Raw genomic sequence first — 21,620 nt, 5'->3', positions numbered from 1 at the left:
TTAACTACGTGAACAATGGGTTTAAGTTTCAATAGCATTGTTATTTATTGACACCGAGATTATAAAAAAGACCGAAGCAGCGGCCTTTTCATTTCAAAAATTTATAAAAAGTAAGCTAGCTTACATGTGCAAACTATCTTGAATGCCGCCTTGTTTAGGGGAAAATATGTTGCTGTATAAGCGAGAGGCAAATTCGTCGGTCATGCCAGATATATAATCTGCCAGTACGCGCATGCCGTTATCGTCTTCACAGGCTTTGCGCCATCGCTCTTGGGTGTTCTCAGGGAGCAGGCGGTCTGGGTCTGACGCAAATGCTTCGAACAGCTCCATAACCACCAACTGTCCTTTGTACTCAAGAAGCTGAACGTCGGGGCGGCGTATTACTTTGTTAAACACAAACCGTTTGAAAAGCTCTAGCGCTTCGGCAAACAGCTGTGGCATAACCGCGTTAAACGCAAGTAGTGGATGAGAAAAGCCGTCTACCCCCTTAATCTCAATAGCGGTAATAAAGCTATTTACCAGCGCACCTATGGCATTCTTCCTTTCGTGATGTGCTGCGCTAAATAGCTTGTTTGTTAGGGCTTCTATATTGTCTGACAACCATGGTACGTCAAGGGCTTTTAGTGGGGTGGTTACGTCCTCGACAAAATGATGTTTGCTTACCATGTCCATAACAATGGCATCTTCTAAATCGTGAATGCCATAGGCAATATCGTCCGACAACTCCATTATTGAACAGTCAAACGACTTAAACCGGGTTTTGCTGTGACCATTCGGTTTTGCCGTAAACTGCATAAACGCGTCTTTATCTTCATTGCTAAAGGGGGCAAGCAACCAGTCGAATAAAGGTTCGTCGCAGCGAAAAAGCCCCTTTGGCGGGTGCCAGTCATGGGCTTTAACCTGACGAAGTGAAAGAGGGCGTTCAGGTGTAGGACCTTTACTATGTAAGGCATCAATGAAGTTTGGATATTTGACTAAGCCTAACACGCTTCTTCGGCACAAGTTCATACCGTGCTCGGCAGTGTAGGGCTCAAGCTGAGTAATGATCCTAAACGTTTGCCCGTTACCTTCAAACCCGCCGTATTGGTGCATCATGTAATTGAGTGCGATTTCACCGCCATGACCAAAGGGCGGATGTCCAATATCGTGAGCTAAGCACAAGGTTTCAATTAACGTAGGGTCGAGTGCCAACCTACTGGTAATGTCAGGAAATTTCACCCATAGTTGAGCGGTGATGCCTGTACCAATTTGGGCGGCTTCTAGCGAGTGGGTGAGCCGTGTACGATAAAAGTCGCTTAGCCCCACGCCAAGTACTTGGGTTTTCGCCTGTAACCTGCGAAAGGCAGCGCTGTGAAGCACGCGTGCTTTATCTCGCTGATACGGATTGCGATGATCGCCGTCTCTTGTTTCACTACGTGGTAAACGACGCTCGTGTAATGCTAATTCCCATTTGCTTGTTGCCAAAAAAACCTCGCTGCCATGCTGGATGTTTGCTGTTTCTGTTACATCAATAAAGTAACTTGTGGACTGTTACTCACCTTAATCACATATCGTCTTGTGTGATTTCATCAAGGCTTAATGAAAAGCTTGGTACGTAGCGTGTTAAAAAGTAGTCTACCTCTTCAGAATGATACTCTTTAAGGGTTTTATCTAAACGCTTTTTAGCCAGCTTAAATTCTTGGTTGCCAGCAGCAAGTTCTTCTAGCGTTTTCAGATAAGCGCAAAGCACATCTGCTGCTTTTACGATGAAGGCTTCTTCTTCACTGTGGTAGTGGTGATCAATCAGTGCCGCATAGTCTTCACGAAATGCTTCAGGTGCCATTTCAATAAGCTTGTTCTCGGCAATCTTCTCAATTTTTTTGTATTCTTCTTTTATCGCAGGGTTAAAATATTTTACTGGGGTAGGTAGATCGCCCGTTAGCACCTCAGACACATCGTGAAAAATCGCCATGGTGGCAATACGATCAGGGTTTAACGTACCGCCGAAAAACTTGTTTTTTATAAGTGCAAGAGCATGCGCCACCATCGCCACTTGTAGACTGTGTTCTTGCACGTTTTCTGTACGCACGTTATGCATTAGCGGCCAGCGGTTAATAAGCTTTAAGCGCGCTAAATGGGCAAAAAAGTGGCTTTTATCACTCACGCTATGTCCCTTGCTTATAGGTTCTAAAGAAGTTGCCTATACGGTGCAATGCCGGTACGAGTACGTCACTGTGAGGTAAAAATACCAATCTGAAATAGGTACCTTCGGTTAGGTTAAACGCGCGACCGTGAACCAAAAGAATTTTTTCGGAGCTTAATAAGTCCAGTACCATTTGCTCATCATTGTGAATGTTAAACTTCTTCTCATCCACCTTGGCGAAACAGTACATTGCACCTTTAGGTTTAACGCATGAAATACCGTCGATGCCATTGAGCATATCGGTGGTAACGTCGCGCTGTATGCGCAGTCGTCCATTTTCATTAACTAAATCGTTGATGCTTTGATAGCCGCCAAGTGCAGTTTGTATTGCACTTTGGCACGGCACGTTGGCACACATTCGCATGGAAGAGAGAATATTCAGCCCGTCAATATAGTCAGATGCCAGTCGCTTGTTTCCACTTACTACTAGCCAGCCAGAGCGAAACCCTGCTACGCGGTAGTTCTTACTTAAACCGCCGAACGTGACAAAAAATACGTCGTCAGCCAATGATGCTATGCTTGTGTGCTGGGCTTCGTCGTACAAAATTTTATCGTAAATTTCGTCACTGAATACTACCAAACCATGTTCCCGGGCAACCTCAACCACCTCTTGTAATAGTGCTTTGTCGTATACCGCACCAGTTGGGTTGTTTGGATTAATTAAAACAATCGCGCGGGTTTTACTGGTAATTTTGCTTTTGATGTCGTCGATATCGGGGAACCAGCCTGCCTGCTCGTCACAGCGGTAATGCACTGGAGAACCTGAAGACAAGCTTACTGCTGCCGTCCACAGCGGATAGTCTGGGCTCGGGATCAGTACTTCGTCACCATGATTTAGCAAAGCCTGCATTGCCATCATAATAAGCTCAGAAACACCATTTCCTATGTACACATCATCTACGCGAATATCTTTGATGTTGCGCTGCTGGTAGTACTGCATCACGGCTACGCGGGCGGCATAAATTCCTGTTGAGTCTGAATAGCCTTGAGACGTGGGCAGGTTATGAATAACGTCTTTTACGATATCGTCAGGGGCTTCAAAACCAAATGGGGCAGGGTTACCGATATTTAATTTTAAAATGCGGTGACCTTCATCTTCCATTTTTCTTGCTTGCGCAGCAATAGGGCCTCTGATGTCGTAACAAACGTTATCTAATTTATGTGAGCGAGATACAGTTTTCATGGTCTATCTGGTTGATTTACATACCCTGAGATTATCGCAATACAAGGCTATATGCGATGGCATTTTTGCAGTATTTCGTCTGAAAACGACACTTTTTTCATCGAGTGGCCAATTATTAGACATATAACGAGATGAATAATCCACTTATCACTTAAGTATAAAAATTATGTTAATAGCTTGTGAACTTTTCATTCTATGCCTATCGTAGTAGTAAGGTGTGTATAAAAAACACGCTAATAAGGAACAGGCTAACAATCAGAGGTGATTAGAATATGTCGCACCATTTCAAAGAAACACAGGAAAACGCCATTACGCAAAGCGGTATAGCACGCGTTATTCCGTGTAAGGAACTAGACGTTGGCGACCCGATTAAATGGTTGTCATTGGCGCTTCGAGATGCCATGCGCGCACCAGGGTTAACTTTATTTTATGGGGTGCTCTTTGCTGTAATTCCGTGGTTTATTATGTACTTGGTTGAAATGACTGGCTGGCACCTGGTTATACTTCCTGCCATTGTGTGTTTTATGCTTATTGGCCCATTTTTAGCAGCAGGGTTGTACGACGTCAGTTGGGAAATGGAAAAAGGCCATAAACCCACCCTTAGACATTCACTTAGAGCAATGCGTCGCAACGCCTTCAACGAATGGGGATTTGCCATTTTGATTATGGTAATGATGATCTTTTGGCTACGGGTGGCGTCACTAATTCATGCGCTTTACCCACCTTACATAGAAAATGATTTAGAAAGCCTGCTACCGTTTTTAGTTTTAGGAACGATTGTGGGCGCAGGCTTTACATTAGCAATGCTGTTCATAACGGCTTTTACTCAACCAATTTTGATGGAGCGCAAAGTTGACCTTGCCACAGCGGTATTAACCAGCGTCAATGCGGTATGGCTAAACAAAATACCTATGCTTATTTGGGGCGCGATTATCTTTAGTGCGGTTGCGATAGGTTATGTGACTGGGTTCATAGGTTTTATTGTACTTATGCCTATCATTGGCTATGGGTCTTGGCATGCATATATAGATGCAATTGAAACGAAAAGAGCGCGTAAATACGAGTAAAATTTGTAATTTAATTACAGGAAGAGTGGCTTTTATCGTGTGGTATTTGCGCTAAACTGCAATATATTTTGTTAAAATTACAGTTTTGAGGCTCCGATAGGGGCCTTTTTATACTTTAGTGTTATATTTGTTTTTTCCATTAAATCCCCCCTTTAGATATATTAGTAATATGAAATGTAAGAAAATCTTTTAAAATCAGCGGCATGAGTTGTTAATCTTTATGTAACAACTGGATTTACCTTACCTTTACTCGCCTTACACAAACATTCAACAGAATAAATTTCATTCTTGATGCATAAATAAAGGGCGTTGAGCAGTTCTTCTGGCTGCTTCAACCACTATGTAAGAGTTTGCCACAAACTTGTTTAACACCTTTATCCACACATTGAGGATTTAAAAATGAAATTAGCCAAAACAGTGAAAGTACTTGCTGCTACAGCAACCGTTGCGTTCAGTATTAACGCAAGCGCCGCCGCACCACAAAAAGATGTTCGTTTTGTTGGTGAAACCCAGTTCGCTGGTTTTTGCAAAGCTATCATCAATGACGACGTTCGTGTACTTCGTTCGAGCCTTTCGCGTAATGTAGGTCGTATTGGTGCGAGCCAGCGTGAAGTTCTGCGTATGGTAACGTCTGAAGAAGGCTTAACGTGTAACGGTAGTAGCCTTATTGAGTTTTCTGTAGAGCGTCATGCTGATGCCGTTCACGATTACCTAATGTCGCGTAGCTAAGGCATTGACGGCGGTAAAGTTAAAGCCAGAAAAAGCGGGGTAGGTTTCACAAAACGGCGTTTATTTGTAACGACGACAGTGAAAACTAGACCCGCTTTTTAACGTTAATTAGCTATTCGCCCCCATGCGGCCACCCGTGCCTTACTGGTTTTGAATAGGCGTTGAGTTTTGAACCTAAGCTTAAGTAGCAGCACATAAGCCAGGGGTACTAAGAATAAACTGGTTAATGTTGAAAACACTAACCCACCTATGATGGCAATGGCCATTGGAGAATAAGGCGGGCCGTCTCCCCCAATTCGCGTACTGCCTAGCGCCAGAGGAATTAAACCCAGCACTGTTGTAGCAACCGTCATTAATATGGGACGGACTCGGGTCATACAGCCTTCAATGACGGCGTCATACAGCGACAAACCCTCACCTATGAGTTGATTGATTCTGTCTACTAGCACTATGCCGTTGTTCACCACAATACCCATGAGAATGAGCATGCCGATCATTCCCATAATAGACATAGACGTGCCTGTTACCATAAACGCCCAGAACACGCCTGTGAACGAAAAAAGCAGGGAAGTGATCACTGACGTAGGAAGAATTAGCGACTCGAACAGGGCAGCCATAACCACGTATATCATACACAGGGCTAACAGCATGTTCATTTGCATAACCGCGTTTGCTTCATCTTGGCGAGAAAAGCTTCCGTCTAACGTCCATTTATAGCCCGTAGGCAGTTCAATATTCGCTAGCGCTTGCTCTATGCGCTCTCGGGCTTGCTCGGTTGTGGTTTCACCTTCTAAATTAGCGCCAATCGCTAGTGCAGTTTGGCGATAATTGCGATTAATTTGTGATAACTGTGGTACAACAGAAAAATCTGCAATCATATTTAAGGTTACTGACTGCCCCTGTGTAAACCCAATATTGATATTTTTAAGCGCGCTTAACGACGCCTGAATATCGCTGCCAAACTTTAACTGTACTGCTACTTCTCCAGCGTCACCGTAGCGAAATGTACGCAAGTTGCTACCGCGTAAGGCTGTCGATACTAATTTTGCAACGTCGTTAACTTGAATACCAAAGCGGTTCGCTTTTTCTCGGTCTATACGAATTTGCACTTCGTCGCGTGTAGATCCCGTATCCGCTTTAACATCTTCTAGCCCATCAACAGCGGCAAGGATAGGGATAATTTGCTTCGAAATGCTAAGCAGTGTTTCTGAAGACTCACCTAACAAGGTTACTCGTATGCCACCCCCATTGCCGCTATCCCACTGGAAAGACGGACGAGCACGTACGAAAGAAGGCATATTTTCGCGAATATCTTCTTTAATGCTCGCAACGCTGACGGGGAGTTCATCGTTAAGCGTAATACCACTTACTGCGTGACCAGGTGTGAAGTAGGTATATACTTGCTTGATGTGAAAACGCGCTTGGTTTTCATATAGGTAAGCTTCCATTTTATCAACGGTCTTTTCAACTTCCTCAAGCGTGAAGTTTTGTGTGACATGATAGTTTAGCCATATGCGCTCTTGGTTGTTATTCCCCTCATCATCGGAGGTGACTACTTGCATGGGAACAAAGGTAGACGCCAGGATCGCTAAGGCGATAACACAGGTTGCTCCTTGGTGTTTGAGCATCCACTTTAGCGCCCGTCCATATCGCGTAATGTAAGCAGGTGTTAGGGCAGTTTTTACGACAGGTATCTTAACTTTGGTAGTCAGTAACGGGATAAGCGTCTTTGCAATAAATAGTGACGCAAATAAAGAGATACAAATGGCCACTGCTACGTGCTCTAAGAAGATTGTCACGTCTATTTTTACGCCAATAATATTTGGCAAAAACACAATGGCAGTGGTTGCCGTTCCTGCGATAACGGCAAGGCTTACTTTGTTCACACCAATCTGCGTGGCCCGTTTAACATTGCCTTCTTGTTGGCGCTCTTGAAAAATGCTCTCAGTAATAACCACTGCGTTATCAACCAGCATACCTACTGCCAGCAGTAGCCCCATTAGCGATAAAATGTTTAGCGTATAGCCTAAGAGGTACATAACCCCAAGGGTGATACAAATAGAAAAGGGCACAGAAAGCACGACAATTAACGTTGTGGTGAGTTGCCGTAAGAATAAATACAGCACAATAACCGACAGCAAAGCGCCTAAAAGGCCTGCGTTTAAAAGATCACTTAACGATGAAGTGACGCTTTTGGCAGTATCATCCATAACAAACAGACTAATGCCAGTGAATTCTGGGTCTTCTTTCGCTTTATCGATAACCTTCATTACCGCATCGGACACTTCTACTAAATTACTGCCTGATTCGCGAAAGACGTTAAAACCTACAGCAAAGGTGCGATCTAAATGACGTCCTTCGTTGCGCTGCGGCAACTCGTAAGTCACGCTGGCAATATCAGATAAGCGAACGCTGCGGGTAACCCACATGTTTTTAAAATCGTTAACGTCACTAAATTCGCCAGTCGGGTTTACCAATATTTTTTCACCGTTGTTGTACATGTAGCCTGCAGTCAGCGAAAAGTTTGCGTTTTGAAGTTGTTGTTCTAAACGGGTGCCATCAATTTGATATGCCGCCATTTTCTTAGGATCTAAGCGAATGGTAATTTGCCGCTTCATGGTGCCGTATAGCTCTACTTTTGACACGCCGGGTACGCGCTCTAAGGGCCGTTTTAAATTTCTTTCAAGTAAGTCGTACGCATTGGATAGGTCTCTGTCGCTAGACACGCGAAGCTGAAAAATAGGCATGTCGTTGGTGTTGAATTTGTACACCATAATTCGCTCAATATCGTCGGGAAGCTCGTGGCGAATGGCATCTATTTTTTCGCGTGCCTCGATGCTTTTTGCTTTGAGGTTTTCGTCCCAATCGAACTCTACAATGATTTCTGCCATGTTGTCGTATGAACGAGCGCGTAGACGCTTTATCCCCGACATCGTGGCAACGGCTTCCTCTACGGGCCGGGTGATCATGGTTTCAATTTCAACCGGTGTAGCATCGGGATAAGGAATTTGCACCACCATTTCTGGAATATCTATGCCAGGAAACTTTTCCAGCGGTAATAGACGTCCAGAAACAATGCCAAAAAGCAGCATAGACAAAAACAGCATGCCTATCGTCACAGGCTTATTGAGTGCAAAGCGCGCCAGTGATGCGCCTACACCAGCAATCTTAGAAGGCGTACTCATAGCACACCCCCTTTTGACAACCTGTCTTCGTCGCTGTAGCTTAAACTCGCGTTAGTTTTTACCGGGTCTTTTTTAACAAGGGTTTTCTTAACATCGAATAAGCTATAAAGCACAGGCAATAATATAAGGGTTAGTAAGCTTGCAAACAGCAGTCCATAAATAACGGTTATGGCCATCGGCGTACGAATCTCTGCTCCTTCGCCTAGGCCGAATGCCATTGGAAGTAAACCTAATACCGTGGTTAAGGTTGTCATTACAATAGGGCGCAAACGGGTTTTTGCGGCTTGCATAATAGCCACGTTTTTTTCTAACCCCTGGCGACGTAGCTGATTGATGCGGTCTACCAACACTATGGCGTTATTCACTACAATGCCACAAAGCATGATCAAACCAATAAACACAACTACGTTAAGTGGTGTATTGGTTAGCCACAAACCATAAACCGAGCCTGCGCCGGCTAAAGGCACAGCAAAAAGGATTAGCAAAGGGTGAAGTAATGATTCAAATTGCGACGCCATAACCAGATAAACCATAAATACCGCAAGCGCTAGCGCAAACTGTAGCGAGCGAAAGCTACTTTGCATGTCTTCGCTCTGACCGGTTACCGAGGCGCTTAACGATAGGGGAAGCTGCGTGCCGTCAATAACTGTATTGGCGATGGCAACGGCTTCATCGAGTTTCCCTTTGGCTAAGTTTGCTGAAACCAGCGCTACACGCTGCTGGCCCACACGCGTTATTTCACTAGGGCCTACGCTCATATACACATCTGCCACGGCGCTAAGCGATATAGGCTGTACCGAGCCCGGATTTACTACTATCGCCCTTATGCTGGCTATATCATCTCGCTGGTTTTCCTGCGTTCGAACCAGTACATCAACTTTTCTATCTTCAACACTGTACTGTGTGGCAATACGGCCGCCTACTTTTGCTGCAATAAGCTGCGAAACACCTGCTGCGTCAAGCCCCAAGCGAGCGAGTTTAGCATGGTGAAACGCAATTTTAAGTTCAGGGTTTCCATCGCGAATGCTGGTAGTCACATCGGTAAAGTTGCCGTAGCTGGCAAGTTTCGTGGCAATAGCGTCGCCATATTGTTGTAATTGCTTGAGATCGTACCCTGCAATTTCAATTTGAATAGGCGAGGCAAAGCTAAACAGTTCGGGTTCTGAAAACGTGGCCTGAACCTCAGGTTTAAACGCTAAGCTATCTCGTAGCGCATTTTTAACATCAGCCATATCTTGTGGGGTTGCAATGGGCTGCATAACAATGTTTAAACGGCCCCAATGATCACCCCCTTGATTAGGTGCAGCACTTATTAGGCTGCCTGTTCCCGACATAGCATAGGTGCGCAGCACGTTCGATTCACTCGCAGATGCCACATTGGCAAGCTCGTTAATAATCGCATCGGTGCGGGCGAGGGGCGAACCTGCAGGTAGCGTAACTTCTACTGAAAATTCTCCTTGAGATAAGGTGGGTATAAGCTCCATACCAAGTTTAGGTACAAGTACAACGGCACCAGCAGCCAGTACGAAAGCAATAGAAAGCACCGCGGTTCTTGCGCGAAGGCTGATGCTAAGTAGTTTTTCATACGCTGAGGCAAGTAGGTCAAAGCCTTTATTGAACGCCCAAATTAGGGGTTTAAACGCTGCGCCTAAAACCCTACTCGTGATATGCCATCCACCTATTACTAGCGTAACTAAAGCTGCAGGTAAAAATACAAAGACCAGTTTAAATACCCAGCGAATTGGTAACGTAACCCAGTACATCATTTTGCCCAATGTCGAAGTAGGGCGCACAGCAGGTGGCGTAGTAAATACGTCTTCATGATCAAGCTGCTGCTTCTTCCGTTTATGCGCCATGGCAGGTATAAGGGTTAGCGCTACCACTAACGATGCGGCCAAGGCGAATGACACGGTTAGGGCTTGGTCTTTAAACAGTTGCCCTGCAATGCCCTCAACAAAAATAAGCGGTACAAACACCGCCATGGTGGTAAGGGTAGAGGCAATAATAGCTCCAGAGACTTCCTTTGTGCCCTCGCTAGCAGCAGAGTCGCTAGCGGCCGATGCAACGCCTTCACCCGCTACCGCTTCATCGCTTGCTGACGCTTTTAGCTTTTTATGACGATCAATGTTTTCAAGCACCACAATACTGTTGTCGACAAGCAGTCCTACGGCAAGGGCAATACCGCCCAAACTCATCATATTCAAACTGATGTCATTGGCATACATCAAATTGAAGGTAGCAATGACTGATACCGGAATAGACACGGAAATAATGATCGTTGCCCAAAAGTCTTTCAAGAATAGGTACAGGACTAACATGGCAAGTACACCGCCCATAACAGCAGCCGATTTAACATTGTCTATGGCTTGCTTTATAAATACGCTTTGGTCGTAAATTTCACTAAGCATATAATTAGCGGGCAAATTGTCGTTCACTTCACTTAAACGCTTCGCCACTTTCTGCGCGACGTTTACCGCATTAGCATCACCCTCTTTATAGATGGCAATTTCGATCCCCTCGCTACCGTTGAAGCGCGTTACTACATCTCGGTCTTTATACGCATTTTCTACTGTTGCTACATCTTTAAGCTGAATGTTTCTACCTTCAAAACGACCTATAAATAGGTTTTCTATGTCGTTTAGTGTTTCGAACTGATTAAGGGTTCTTACTAAAAATGCCTGTGCGGCGTTATCAATTCTGCCTCCCGCCGCATTAATATTTTCAGCCCTTACTCGCTCTGTAATTCGGGTAATAGGAATAGAGAGTTGACTGGCTTTTCGCTGGTCAATAAGAATGTGAATTTCATTTTCTAAACCACCGCCAACCCGAACGGCAGCAACCCCCTCGACTGACTCTAAAGAACGCTTTACTTGTTGTTCGCCATACAACCGAAGGCGCTTCATTTGCGCTATGCTCAAACTTGATGCGTCACTTTGTGCGGTAAGCCCCAGTTTAATAACGGGGTCTAAACTTGGGTTGAAGCGAAGCAGTCGTGGCTTTTCTATATCGAGGGGAAGCTGCAATACATCAAGCTTTTCTCGCACCTCTAAGCTTGCGAAATCCATGTCGGTCCCCCAAGCAAAAGACAGCACCACATCAGATTGACCCGCTCGCGAAGTAGAGGTTACTTTACGCACACCTTTAACTACGCCAATGGCTTCCTCTATTGGTTTGGATACTAGCTGTTCTACTTCACCAGGCGCTGCGCCGTCATAGTCGGTTCGAATAGTAAGGGTGGGGTAAGACAAGTCTGGCAGCAAGTTCACCGATAGTCTGCCTAACGACACCATACCAAATAACAATACCGCGAAGATGAACATACTTACGGCAACAGGGCGTTTTACGGCTATATCTACGATACGCATAGTCTAAATCCTTGATTGGCCGAATTAGCTGTTTACAACTTCAACAGGGGCGCTGTCTTTTAAATTTTGGTGACCCGCAGTGACCACTTCTTCGCTTCCAGTTAGGCCATTTATCACTTCAATCATCTCGTTATTTTCAAAGCCGGTAGAAATATCTACTTTTTTCACTTTGCCGTTATCTACAACGAATACGCTGTGATTGTTGTCGATAGTGACAAGGGCTCTACGAGGAAGCAGTGTAGCGTTAGCATGAGTAGCATATTCAAGAGATACATCGGTAAACATGCCTGCTTTAAGCATGTTATCTTGGTTGGGCACTTTAAGGGTGACTTTAAATGTACCTGTGGTGGCATCAATTACGGGGCTTATTCGCTCCACGTTTGCACTAATGCTTCTATCGCTTAATGCAGCAATAGTCAGCGTCGCACCTTGCCCAATCACCACGTTAGGTAGCTCATTTTCGGGTAAGTACACAATGCCTTGAAGGTTTCGCTGCTGAACGATATGAAACATCCTTTCCCGTTGGAAAGACTCAGTTAAGTTACCTACCTTGGCGTTTCTTTCTGCAATATATCCATCGATAGGTGCCGTAATCGTTGCTTCTTTTAAGTCTAGTTCAGCCAAACGAACTGAGGCCTTTGCCGACTCAAACTGCGAGGTAAGCTTGTCGTAGGTGTCATCGCTTATCAGCTTTTGAGAATAAACTTTATTGACCTTTTCAAGCTCGCTTTCAATACCCTTTAAATCGGCCTGTGCTTTGGAGAGGTTTAATTCGTAGCGGCGTTTGTCGAGTTGTGCAAGTACTTGCCCTTTTTCGACATAGTCGCCTTCTTCAACAAATATCTCTTCAATAATGCCAGAGGCCCGGGCGACCACAAACGCTTCTTCTCGCGCCTCTAGTATCGCTGTTGTGTCGTAGGTAGAGGTGATATCCCCTGTAATAATCGTTTGCGTTTCAACGGGTATGGCAAAAACCGTCTCTTCAACCGTTGCAGACTCTGCATTCGCGTCTATGGCGTCGGCGTCAGAGCATGCGGTTGTCGCTAAAGACAACACAACAATACTGCAGCCTAATAGGCGTTTAAATGAAGAAGGGGCGAAGTGAGAAAGTGAATTAAGCGATAATAAAGCGGTGCTGCGCGTTGCTGTTTCCATGGTCAATAACCTTAACGTTAATGTCGTTATATAATAATGACCGTATACAGCATCTAGCATGCCAATGATGTTACACAATGTTAAATTTCAATAATTTCAACAGGGTAGCATGATTTGAGACGCACAAACGAAAAAAGCTAACCGATAGGGTTAGCTTTTTATACTAATGCTTAGCCAGAACCGCTAATAAGCGGTGTATTGCACTATAGTTTATTAAACCAAAGTATAGCTGGTGGTGATGTCTACATTACCCGTCAGCATAAGCATTACTGAACAATATTTTTCAGCGGAAAGTTGAACAGCGCGAGCGAGTGCTTTTTCGCTAATACCTTCGCCTGACACTGTGTAATGGGCGTGAATTTTTGTAAACACGCGAGGGGGTTCCTCAGCACGCTCAGCTTCCATTTCACAATTACACGCTTCAATAGAATAACGGCCTTTCTTAAGGATATCTACCACGTCAATACTTGAACATGCACCCACAGCCAAAAGTACTGATTCCATAGGCGATACAGCATTACCGCTTCCATCCATTACGGTTTTATAGCCGCTGTCAGTTGTACCGGTAAATGTCAGGTCTTTATCCCAAGAAACACGTGCTTTCATTTTATGTCCTAGCGTTTTAATGATTAAAAAAGGTGGCTGCACTTAAGGAAAAGTGCAGCAGTAAACATTGCGATTATTTGATAAGGCGAACAGCGTCAGGGCTAAGCGTTATTTTCTTTTGCTTGTACAGGGCGCCCAGTGCCTTTTTGTAGGCCGCTTTACTCACATTGAAATGTGAATAGATGGCATCCGGCGCACTTTTATCGGTTAACGTTGAAATGCCGCCGTGAGCTTCTAGATCATCGAGTATTGCTTGTTGAAGGGCGTCGCGGCCGCCTTTATCAACACGCTGCAGCGCGACATCAACCTTGCCATCTTCACGAATGGTTTTGATAACACCTTCAGTGGCTTGCCCTACTTTAAGCGGCTTAAAGGCATCGCTATGGAAAATAAGCCCTAGGCTTTTTTCATTAATTACCACTTTAAAGCCTAAATCGGTCTTAGCGTATACTAAGCACTCAACCGTATCGCCTTCACTTAAATAGGCACTGCCTTCTTTTAAGAAATAGTGAAGTTTAGTTGCACCTAAAATGCGTTGGGTCTTGTCATCGAAAAACGTGTGAACCACATAATACATACCGGGGTTAACCGGCTGCGCTTGGTAGTCGTTAGGGACAAGTAAGTCATTATCTAAACCCCACTCGAAGAACGCCCCAAAGTTGGTCGCTGATACCGCTTTTAGCACTTTTGTTTCGCCAACTTGAATAAGCGGCTTCTTCATGGTTGCATAGAGGTCGCCGCGCTGATCAGTAGCAACAAATACCTCAACCTCTTGGTCTTCAGCAAGCGATGCCTTTACTTCATCGATAGCGAGAGTGACGGTTTGCTGTTCATCAGCATCATCAATTTCTATTACGCCGTCACCATCATCGGTTTTTTCGACAAGTGGCGCTAACGCGTAGCCAAAAGGGTATTGGGCTACCACGCGTAGTGTATTAATTTTTCCAATATTTATCATCAGCACTGACTTTTTAAAAAGAACAGGTAACATGATACTGGAATGAAGGTAAGAGCAAAACCATTATGAAGTTAAATTGCGATTTAGGTGAGAGTTTTGGCGCGTGGTCTATGCCGGTGGAATCAGCCATTATGGCGGAAATTGACCAAGCAAACATTGCGTGCGGTTTTCACGCTGGCGATCCGCTAGTGATGAAACAGGCACTATTTCTTGCAAAAACACACGGGGTAGCAGTAGGCGCTCACCCAGCGTATCCAGATTTACAGGGCTTTGGCCGGCGAAGCATGGCCATAGCATCCGATGAACTTAATGCAATGCTACAGTATCAGGTTAGCGCGTTATCAGGCATGGCTGCACTTTATGGCGTGAACGTTACTTATGTTAAACCTCACGGTGCGCTATACAATGATATGATGAAAAACGCAGAAGTAAGGCGTACAGTTATGCAGAGCATTGCTGAAATTAATGCGTCATCGACTGGTGCGCCATTAACCTTAATGGTCCAAGCCACTGCACAAAATGCCGCGCTTAAAGAAGAGGCAAAAGGGTGGGAATTGCCCCTGTATTTTGAAGCATTTTCTGACAGGCGCTACACCGATGAGGGGTTGCTTCAATCTCGCGGTATCGAAGGTGCTGTATTAGACGAAGACGACGCGCTAATGCAAGCAGAGCAGCTAATTGAATCAGGCACGGTGACTACCGCTTCTGGAAAAACGTTAACCGTCGAAGCCGACTCACTATGTGTTCATGGTGACACGCAAGGTGCTGTAAGTATTGCGCAAAGGATCAGAAGTTTTCTATAAACTTGCCCCATAAAAAACACATTTATTAAGAATAATAACAGTATCAAGGACAGTAGATGCAAGCTTTCGGTCGTATCAAGCGATTAGTAACGGCTGGCGCCGATGCCATAATCGTGTATTTTGACGGCGTAAACCTAGATGAGGCAAATAATGCGTGTCACCACATGCTCGCAGCCATAGATGCGCAACGCAATCAGTGGTCGTGGTTAAAAGAATGCGTGCCTTCCTACGATAGCCTGCTTGTCGTTTTCGATATGGCCCTCATTGATAGCCATGGTGTATATCAAGCGCTACATGCGCTTTCAGACACAAGCGAGTTCGCGCAAAGCAAGGGGGCTAATTCAGTTAACTCTGTAGAGGGTACAAGCGCCGTGATCGAAATACCCGTTTGGTACGGCGCGCCACATGCGAGTGACTTAAGCGTGGTGAGTAAGAAGACGTCGCTTTCTATCGATGAGATTATTGAACTGCACACGAGCGTAACTTACAAGGTGTACGCGGTGGGCTTCGCGCCAGGGTTTGCCTACATGGGAGACATTCCCGAAGCAATGAACTGTGCTCGGTTAGGTACACCGCGTAAGCGCGTGCCTAAGGGCGCAGTAGCTATCGCAGACAGGCAAACCGCGGTTTACCCTAGCGAATCGCCGGGTGGCTGGAATTTATTAGGGATCACGTCGTTTGACATGCTTTTGCACAGTGAAGAGCATAGCGAGTCTCGGTTAAAAGCAGGTGATATCGTTAAATTTGTATCCATTACAGAGCAGGAATACAGGTCGCACTATGAAAGTTGAAGTACTCGACAAAGGAATGTTCAGCCTTATTGTTGATAGCGGCAGAGTAGGGCGGCAGCGGGACGGTTTTTGTGAGTCTGGACCCATGGATAGCCAAGCTTATCATTGGGCTAATTTTTTAGCCTTTAATTTAGACGGTACGCCTTGTATCGAAGCGATTGGCGAAATGGAATTGCAGGTTGACCAAGACTGTGTCATTGCAGTGACGGGCCGAGAGCCTTCGCTTTTAATAAACGGAGAGTCGGCAGAAGTTTACCAAACCTATGCTGTTGAGGCTGGCTCACATATCCGTTTTGGCAGTAAGTTGTTAGGAAGCAAAACCTACCTGGCGATATGTGGGAACTGGCAAGTACCGAAAGTGGTGGGCAGCGCGTGCACTGTTGTACGTGAGAAACTAGGTGGTCTAGACGGCAAAGGCAGTGCCTTGGTTAAAGGGGATTGTTTTAAAATAAGCGCGAATACTAAGCCGAAAGAGAAGCCAGAGCTAAGAGTATTACCCCAGCAGTATCGAGAGGATTACGGGTTTGTTGAGTCTATTCGGGTTGTGCCAGGCTATCAGTATTCAAGTTTCAGTCGGGTTGCTGTGCGCGCCTTTGAAACGAGCACTTATACAGTGTCTACATCGATAGATCGTATGGGGTTTAGACTGACAGGCGAAAGCGTCGCATCAGATATGGTGCGGATGCGCTCAGAAGCTATACATCTGGGGGCGATTCAAGTGCCGGGCGATGGTCAACCTATTGTTATGATGTGCGATCGGCAAACGCTCGGCGGATACCCTAAGCTGGGTTGTGTTAGCCCCTGTGATATCAGTCGCTTGGCACAAGCGGTGCCTGGCGAAAAAGTTAATTTTACGTTTCAGAACGAAGAAGAAGCGCGGGCTGATTGGCTTTTGATGACAAGTCGGCGCCGGCGCTTAGAAGGAGAAATATTGTGACAATTGCGTTTTTAAACGGCGAGTATATGCCTCTTGATGAGGCAAAAATTTCTCCAATGGATAGAGGGTTTCTTTTCGGTGATGGTATTTACGAAGTTATCCCCACCTACGCTGGACACCCGGTAGGTTTTACAGGGCACACCTCAAGAATGGCTCAAGGCCTTGAAGCTATTGCAATCACAAACCCTTATACGGCAAGCCAGTGGCATGAAATTTTATCTAATTTAGTAGAGAAAAATGCATCGTTTATAGACAGTGGCAATATAGGCATTTATTTTCATGTAAGCCGCGGGACAGACTCAAAGCGCTTCCATGCTTATCCAAAAGACATACCGCCTACCGTATTTGGTTTTGCCTTTGAAATAGCCCCGCCGCAACCTTTAGCGAAAGCTGACGTGAAACCGTTTAAAGTGGCATTGCAACAAGATAAACGTTGGCAACGCTGCCACATCAAGTCTACCTCTTTACTAGGCAACGTTATGCACTTTCAAGCTGGGGTTGATGCAGGGGTAAATGAAACTATTTTGTTCAATAATGAAGGCATGATAACAGAAGCTAGTTCGTGCAATGTATTTATGGTGAAAGATGGCAGCATTACCACACCGCCGTTAAATCACGAGTTACTGCCCGGTATTACGCGAGCTATCGCTATTGAAGCATTCAAACAAGCTGGCTTAATTGTAACCGAGGCTTGGTTTAGCAAAGAAGCGCTTCTTGAGGCCGATGAAGTGTGGCTTACTTCGTCGAGTAAAGAAGTCGCGCCGGTAATAGAGGTTGATGGAAAAGCTATTGGAACTGGGGAAGTGGGCGACGTCTGGGAGCAGGCGATCAAAGCATACCATGCCTATAAGTTTAACGCTTAATACCTACAAAAAAGCCCGCTTAATAATGCGGGCTTTAGCACAGTAGCTATAATGTCTACTCAGGCATGTTGTCACAGTTGCCGTCTGTACATTCACCATATAGATAAAGGCTGTGATGGGTAAGTTTCATCTTGTGCTTTTTAGCAATCATCTCTTGGCGTTCTTCGATAATTTCATCTTCGAACTCAATTACTTTACCGCACTTAAGGCATACTAAATGGTCGTGGTGATCTTTGTGACTAATTTCAAATACAGACTTCCCACCTTCGAAGTGATGGCGGTTAAGAATACCTGCGTCATCGAACTGGTTTAAAACACGATAAACGGTTGCTAGTCCAATCTCTTCGCCATGTTCGATAAGAATTTTGTATACGTCCTCAGCACTGATGTGTTGGTTTTCTGGCTCTTGCAGAATTTGTAAAATTTTAAGGCGAGGCAGAGTGACTTTAAGCCCTGCTTTTTTCAATTCTTTATTTTGATCCATTACAACCTACTAAGAACGAGTGAATAAGTATTTGGGGGTTATTATAGGTAAGTTGAAACAATTTAAAAGTAAAACTGTGGAAACTTTGTTTTCTCGCTGAAAAATTACCCATTGGCCTTTGAATTGAAATTTAGGGCATGCGTTGCACCCCTTAACTCATCTGGCCTGACCAGAATGTAAGTGCAAGATAATTCAGCTAAATAAGTAAAATAAATAAAAGTTTTAATGCATTGAATTAACGCCCTGTTAAACTAAACTTAAAGAGGTAGTAATAAACCTTTTGTTTTTTGGCATGTAGTTTTAATGGAAGTGCCCATGCAGTTAACAATTATAAATAAAATTACGCTTGGCTTTGGTCTATTCGGCTGCTTACTTTTACTCACTAGTATTCTTTCCTATTTCGGTCTTAGCGGCATTAAGGATTCTGCGCTGGATGTTGTAGAGCAGAAAATGCCGGTGCAAACCAGCATGGTCAAGGTTAAAACCGAAATCTTGTCGCTATCTGTAATAACAGCTAACGGTTATCACGTTGAAGATATTGCTGAGCTATCAGCGAATAAATCGACATTTGATACTTTATCATCGGCGTTTTCCGATGATCTCTCGCGCCTAAAATCACTTATGCCGAAAAATGCGGTAGCGACGAATGCGGTGGAAGTAAGCTTGGCCTACGTAAGTAGTAGTAACCAAATGTATGACGCCATCAACGAGCGAATGAACATTGAAAAAGCCCTTGCTGGTCAACTGGAAAAAGTACTAATGACAGCCGATGAGGCCAGTGCATTAATGCTGGATCTCTCTTACCTAGAAAGCAGCGACCCCAGTATTGAAACACTCATCGGAGCGGGTACCGCTATCGACAATAAACTTCTCACAATGAACGATTCATTCATTGAGTTAGCCGAGACACATAACGCAGAGCAAAGCGCCAATATTATTGAAGATTTAGAATATCAGTTAAGTAACCTTCAAGTAGATAAAGACTACGTGAACCGGCTTGCCACAGGTATTGATGATGGCGGTACAATTGATGCGTTCAACGAACAATATAATTTACTTATCGATGCGGTGAAGGGGGCAAATGGCCTTATTGCTCTGCAGCTGCAAAAGCTCGCAGAGGTTGAAAAAGCGACGCAGGCACAAAAGCGTGCGAAAGAAGCATTACAAACAGCATTAACAGACATTAACACCTTGTTTGATTCGGTGCAGACTCAGTCGCTTGAAGGGCAAAACGCAATTCTTGAGTCAGTCCAGGCAAATTTAGTTCGAAACATTATTGTGGCGGCGCTGGGGTTAACCGCGGCTATTTTCTTAGCCGTTATTGTAACCCGAAGCATTTCGAAACCACTTGGTCGGATCAACAAGGGGTTAAGTCAGCTTAGCAAAGGGGATTTGAGCACCACACTGCCGCAAGAGGGCAATGACGAATTTTCAGCGCTATCTGCAAAGGTAAATAGCTTAACAGAAAGCTTAAGGGAGCTTGTTGGCAATATTTTAGAGCAAGAGAAGCGGTTAATTGAAATTACGAAAGAAAGCGTAGAGCTTGGTAACAAGAGCTTGTCGGAAGTAGATAAGCAGCGCGAGCAAGTCACTGTGACCTCAACCAATACGAAAAATGTCCAAGATAAAAGCCGAAGTAATTTGGCTCAAATTAATGACGCCATGGAGGCGCTACGGGATATTACTCATCAAAGTACAGACATCGGGCAATTAGTTGAGAGAAACCGTCAGCAAGTAGGAAATCAAGCTGAACAAGCGGAATCGTCAGCACAAATTATCGGGCGATTAGATGATAACTCGCGAAGTATTGGTAGCATTTTGGATGTGATTAAAACCATCGCAGAGCAAACCAACTTGTTGGCATTAAATGCAGCGATAGAAGCAGCGCGGGCCGGTGAGCAGGGGAGGGGCTTTGCGGTAGTCGCAGATGAAGTACGCACCTTAGCAAACCGCACGCACGACTCTACCGAAGAGATTGAGCAAATGATTGGAAACTTGCAAAAAGATGCGGCTGAGGCTGTCAAAGCTATAAATGCTGGGCGTGAGCAAGCGCAAGAGGGTGTGCAAATAACGCAACAGGTTTCACAGCAAGTAGAAAGTATTCGTGAAATTATTGAGCGTTTAAGTGACATAAATGAGCATATTGTAGCCGATACTGAGCAACAGGATGTACTGCTCGGCGAAGTGGCTAATAGCTTGAACCGCATTGTAGCGCTTGCCGATTCAAGTGCGCAAAGCACTAGGCAGTCTAATGAATCAACCATGATGCTAGATGCCCAAACAGAAAGTTTGAGAAAGGCGGTAGAACGGTTTCACTTATAGCAAGCCGGGCTACAGGGTTTTCAAAGCCGAGGCTGTCTTACGTAACAGCAAGCTTGAAAAGTAATGCGCATTGAATTACCCATAAAAAAACCGCTCAATTGAGCGGTTTTTTGAAGGTGTTAACGGGTCGAGCGATTATGCAAGCTCGGCCAAACAAAGTTCGTCGTGAATCTGTTTACACCAATCTTTAACGCGAGATTCGGTTAGTTCTGGTTGACGGTCTTCGTCAATACCCAGGCCCACGAAATGATTGTCGTCAGCCATACCTTTAGATGCTTCGAAATCATAGCCTTCAGTAGACCATTGGCCTACCAAAATTGCGCCTTTGGCTTCTACGATATCGCGTACCATGCCCATCGCGTCTAAGAAGTATTCCGCATAGTCTTCTTGGTCGCCGCAGCCGAAGATAGCCACAAGCTTATCATTAAAGTCTAGCTGCTCTAGCTCAGGGAAAAAGTCATCCCAGTCACACTGTGCTTCACCGTAGTACCACGTAGGGATACCGAAGATAAGCAAATCAAACTCAGCGATGTCTTCTTTACTGCTCTTAGCAATATCTTTTACATCAATTAGCTGTTTACCCAATTCCTTCTGGATCATTTTCGCAACATGTTCGGTGTTACCCGTGTCACTTCCGAAAAATAGGCCAACGCTTGCCATATCTAACCTCTATTAATCATTACTAATTAAACGCCTGTGCTTAGCCAAAACCATTCAATAATGCCTTTCGCAAGAAATCCCAATGCGCCTAAACCTAGCACACCGTACGTTACCACTCTTCCAATAAGAGGAACATCGTTCTTACGTAATACATCGTGTACAGCAAAACCCATCAATCCAAAAAGAATAGACAAGCCGCCATACAGCATAATGGACTCAATGAGTTCGTAATTTTCTGCAAGCATAGTGTTGTTACTTAAAAATTTCTGGCGCAACTATATCATAGTATATACGCCTGTAAGAGCCTAAAACGTTCAAAAATATGTAATA

General features: G+C 44.7%; 18 protein-coding genes. 7 read left to right on the top strand and 11 right to left on the bottom strand.

Features of this window, described 5'->3' with window-relative positions; all coding sequences use genetic code 11:
• Window positions 1–120: 120 nt before the first annotated feature.
• From MADE_RS11230 to MADE_RS11220, 3 genes are all read right to left on the bottom strand, one after another.
• Window positions 121–1,464, bottom strand: coding sequence for an anti-phage deoxyguanosine triphosphatase (locus tag MADE_RS11230; RefSeq protein WP_012519110.1), 1,344 nt, complete (start codon window positions 1,462–1,464; stop codon window positions 121–123).
• Window positions 1,465–1,543: 79 nt separating this feature from the next.
• Complete coding sequence (gene yfbR / locus MADE_RS11225) at window positions 1,544–2,143, bottom strand: 5'-deoxynucleotidase (protein ID WP_012519109.1); 600 nt, start codon at window positions 2,141–2,143, stop codon at window positions 1,544–1,546.
• Window position 2,144: 1 nt separating this feature from the next.
• The gene (locus MADE_RS11220) at window positions 2,145–3,365 is read right to left on the bottom strand and encodes a pyridoxal phosphate-dependent aminotransferase (protein ID WP_012519108.1); all 1,221 of its coding nucleotides are present in this window, start codon (window positions 3,363–3,365) and stop codon (window positions 2,145–2,147) included.
• 272 nt (window positions 3,366–3,637) lie between these two features.
• On the opposite strand from MADE_RS11220, the gene MADE_RS11215 reads away from it, so the two are divergent.
• Complete coding sequence (locus MADE_RS11215; protein ID WP_012519107.1) at window positions 3,638–4,432, top strand: DUF2189 domain-containing protein; 795 nt, start codon at window positions 3,638–3,640, stop codon at window positions 4,430–4,432.
• 399 nt (window positions 4,433–4,831) lie between these two features.
• Window positions 4,832–5,161, top strand: a complete 330-nt coding sequence (locus tag MADE_RS11210; RefSeq protein ID WP_012519106.1) for a DUF3718 domain-containing protein — start codon at window positions 4,832–4,834, stop codon at window positions 5,159–5,161.
• Between the two features lie 104 nt (window positions 5,162–5,265).
• Here the strand turns inward: MADE_RS11210 and MADE_RS11205 are convergent, their stop codons facing one another.
• From MADE_RS11205 to MADE_RS11185, 5 genes are all read right to left on the bottom strand, one after another.
• Window positions 5,266–8,346, bottom strand: a complete 3,081-nt coding sequence (locus tag MADE_RS11205) for an efflux RND transporter permease subunit (RefSeq protein WP_012519105.1) — start codon at window positions 8,344–8,346, stop codon at window positions 5,266–5,268.
• Window positions 8,343–11,711, bottom strand: a complete 3,369-nt coding sequence (locus MADE_RS11200) for an efflux RND transporter permease subunit (RefSeq protein WP_012519104.1) — start codon at window positions 11,709–11,711, stop codon at window positions 8,343–8,345. The genes MADE_RS11205 and MADE_RS11200 overlap by 4 nt, the downstream gene beginning before the upstream one ends.
• A gap of 24 nt (window positions 11,712–11,735) precedes the next feature.
• The gene (locus MADE_RS11195; RefSeq protein WP_012519103.1) at window positions 11,736–12,866 is read right to left on the bottom strand and encodes an efflux RND transporter periplasmic adaptor subunit; all 1,131 of its coding nucleotides are present in this window, start codon (window positions 12,864–12,866) and stop codon (window positions 11,736–11,738) included.
• 213 nt (window positions 12,867–13,079) lie between these two features.
• Entirely contained in the window at window positions 13,080–13,472 is a 393-nt protein-coding gene (locus MADE_RS11190) for an OsmC family protein (protein WP_012519102.1), read from the bottom strand.
• A gap of 73 nt (window positions 13,473–13,545) precedes the next feature.
• Window positions 13,546–14,430, bottom strand: a complete 885-nt coding sequence (locus MADE_RS11185) for a CvfB family protein (protein ID WP_012519101.1) — start codon at window positions 14,428–14,430, stop codon at window positions 13,546–13,548.
• Window positions 14,431–14,495: 65 nt separating this feature from the next.
• On the opposite strand from MADE_RS11185, the gene MADE_RS11180 reads away from it, so the two are divergent.
• The 4 genes from MADE_RS11180 to MADE_RS11165 are packed head-to-tail and all read left to right on the top strand — an operon-like array spanning window position 14,496 to window position 17,824.
• Window positions 14,496–15,233 (top strand): 5-oxoprolinase subunit PxpA, encoded by a 738-nt coding sequence (locus tag MADE_RS11180; RefSeq protein ID WP_012519100.1) that lies wholly within the window; start codon window positions 14,496–14,498, stop codon window positions 15,231–15,233.
• A 56-nt stretch (window positions 15,234–15,289) separates the two neighbouring features.
• Window positions 15,290–16,024 (top strand): 5-oxoprolinase subunit PxpB, encoded by a 735-nt coding sequence (pxpB, locus tag MADE_RS11175; protein ID WP_012519099.1) that lies wholly within the window; start codon window positions 15,290–15,292, stop codon window positions 16,022–16,024.
• Window positions 16,014–16,961, top strand: coding sequence for a 5-oxoprolinase subunit C family protein (locus tag MADE_RS11170; RefSeq protein WP_012519098.1), 948 nt, complete (start codon window positions 16,014–16,016; stop codon window positions 16,959–16,961). Before pxpB ends, MADE_RS11170 begins: the two co-directional genes overlap by 11 nt.
• Window positions 16,958–17,824, top strand: coding sequence for a D-amino acid aminotransferase (locus MADE_RS11165; RefSeq protein ID WP_012519097.1), 867 nt, complete (start codon window positions 16,958–16,960; stop codon window positions 17,822–17,824). Before MADE_RS11170 ends, MADE_RS11165 begins: the two co-directional genes overlap by 4 nt.
• Before the next feature lie 55 nt (window positions 17,825–17,879).
• Here the strand turns inward: MADE_RS11165 and fur are convergent, their stop codons facing one another.
• Window positions 17,880–18,308, bottom strand: a complete 429-nt coding sequence (fur, locus tag MADE_RS11160; protein WP_012519096.1) for a ferric iron uptake transcriptional regulator — start codon at window positions 18,306–18,308, stop codon at window positions 17,880–17,882.
• 315 nt (window positions 18,309–18,623) lie between these two features.
• Here fur and MADE_RS11155 point away from each other — a divergent pair, with 315 nt between their 5' ends.
• Complete coding sequence (locus MADE_RS11155; protein WP_012519095.1) at window positions 18,624–20,630, top strand: methyl-accepting chemotaxis protein; 2,007 nt, start codon at window positions 18,624–18,626, stop codon at window positions 20,628–20,630.
• A 135-nt stretch (window positions 20,631–20,765) separates the two neighbouring features.
• Here the strand turns inward: MADE_RS11155 and fldA are convergent, their stop codons facing one another.
• Both fldA and MADE_RS11145 read right to left on the bottom strand, forming a co-directional pair.
• The gene (fldA, locus tag MADE_RS11150; RefSeq protein ID WP_012519094.1) at window positions 20,766–21,290 is read right to left on the bottom strand and encodes a flavodoxin FldA; all 525 of its coding nucleotides are present in this window, start codon (window positions 21,288–21,290) and stop codon (window positions 20,766–20,768) included.
• Window positions 21,291–21,316: 26 nt separating this feature from the next.
• Window positions 21,317–21,535, bottom strand: a complete 219-nt coding sequence (locus MADE_RS11145) for a DUF2788 domain-containing protein (protein WP_012519093.1) — start codon at window positions 21,533–21,535, stop codon at window positions 21,317–21,319.
• Between the last annotated feature and the right edge of the window lie 85 nt (window positions 21,536–21,620).

The organism is Alteromonas mediterranea DE, assembly GCF_000020585.3.
Lineage (GTDB): Bacteria > Pseudomonadota > Gammaproteobacteria > Enterobacterales > Alteromonadaceae > Alteromonas > Alteromonas mediterranea.
Note: the sequence above shows the minus strand (reverse complement) of the source record. Positions and strands in the feature narration are given on the sequence as shown.

Coding starts and splice junctions, on each gene's coding strand:
- MADE_RS11215 (WP_012519107.1), top strand. CDS start 3,638: ATGTCGCACCATTTCAAAGAAACACAGGAAAACGCCATTACGCAAAGC.
- MADE_RS11220 (WP_012519108.1), bottom strand. CDS start 3,365: ATGAAAACTGTATCTCGCTCACATAAATTAGATAACGTTTGTTACGAC.
- MADE_RS11185 (WP_012519101.1), bottom strand. CDS start 14,430: ATGATAAATATTGGAAAAATTAATACACTACGCGTGGTAGCCCAATAC.
- fur (WP_012519096.1), bottom strand. CDS start 18,308: ATGGATCAAAATAAAGAATTGAAAAAAGCAGGGCTTAAAGTCACTCTG.
- MADE_RS11145 (WP_012519093.1), bottom strand. CDS start 21,535: ATGCTTGCAGAAAATTACGAACTCATTGAGTCCATTATGCTGTATGGC.
- MADE_RS11200 (WP_012519104.1), bottom strand. CDS start 11,711: ATGCGTATCGTAGATATAGCCGTAAAACGCCCTGTTGCCGTAAGTATG.
- MADE_RS11210 (WP_012519106.1), top strand. CDS start 4,832: ATGAAATTAGCCAAAACAGTGAAAGTACTTGCTGCTACAGCAACCGTT.
- pxpB (WP_012519099.1), top strand. CDS start 15,290: ATGCAAGCTTTCGGTCGTATCAAGCGATTAGTAACGGCTGGCGCCGAT.
- fldA (WP_012519094.1), bottom strand. CDS start 21,290: ATGGCAAGCGTTGGCCTATTTTTCGGAAGTGACACGGGTAACACCGAA.
- MADE_RS11180 (WP_012519100.1), top strand. CDS start 14,496: ATGAAGTTAAATTGCGATTTAGGTGAGAGTTTTGGCGCGTGGTCTATG.
- MADE_RS11155 (WP_012519095.1), top strand. CDS start 18,624: ATGCAGTTAACAATTATAAATAAAATTACGCTTGGCTTTGGTCTATTC.
- MADE_RS11205 (WP_012519105.1), bottom strand. CDS start 8,346: ATGAGTACGCCTTCTAAGATTGCTGGTGTAGGCGCATCACTGGCGCGC.
- MADE_RS11195 (WP_012519103.1), bottom strand. CDS start 12,866: ATGGAAACAGCAACGCGCAGCACCGCTTTATTATCGCTTAATTCACTT.
- MADE_RS11170 (WP_012519098.1), top strand. CDS start 16,014: ATGAAAGTTGAAGTACTCGACAAAGGAATGTTCAGCCTTATTGTTGAT.
- MADE_RS11190 (WP_012519102.1), bottom strand. CDS start 13,472: ATGAAAGCACGTGTTTCTTGGGATAAAGACCTGACATTTACCGGTACA.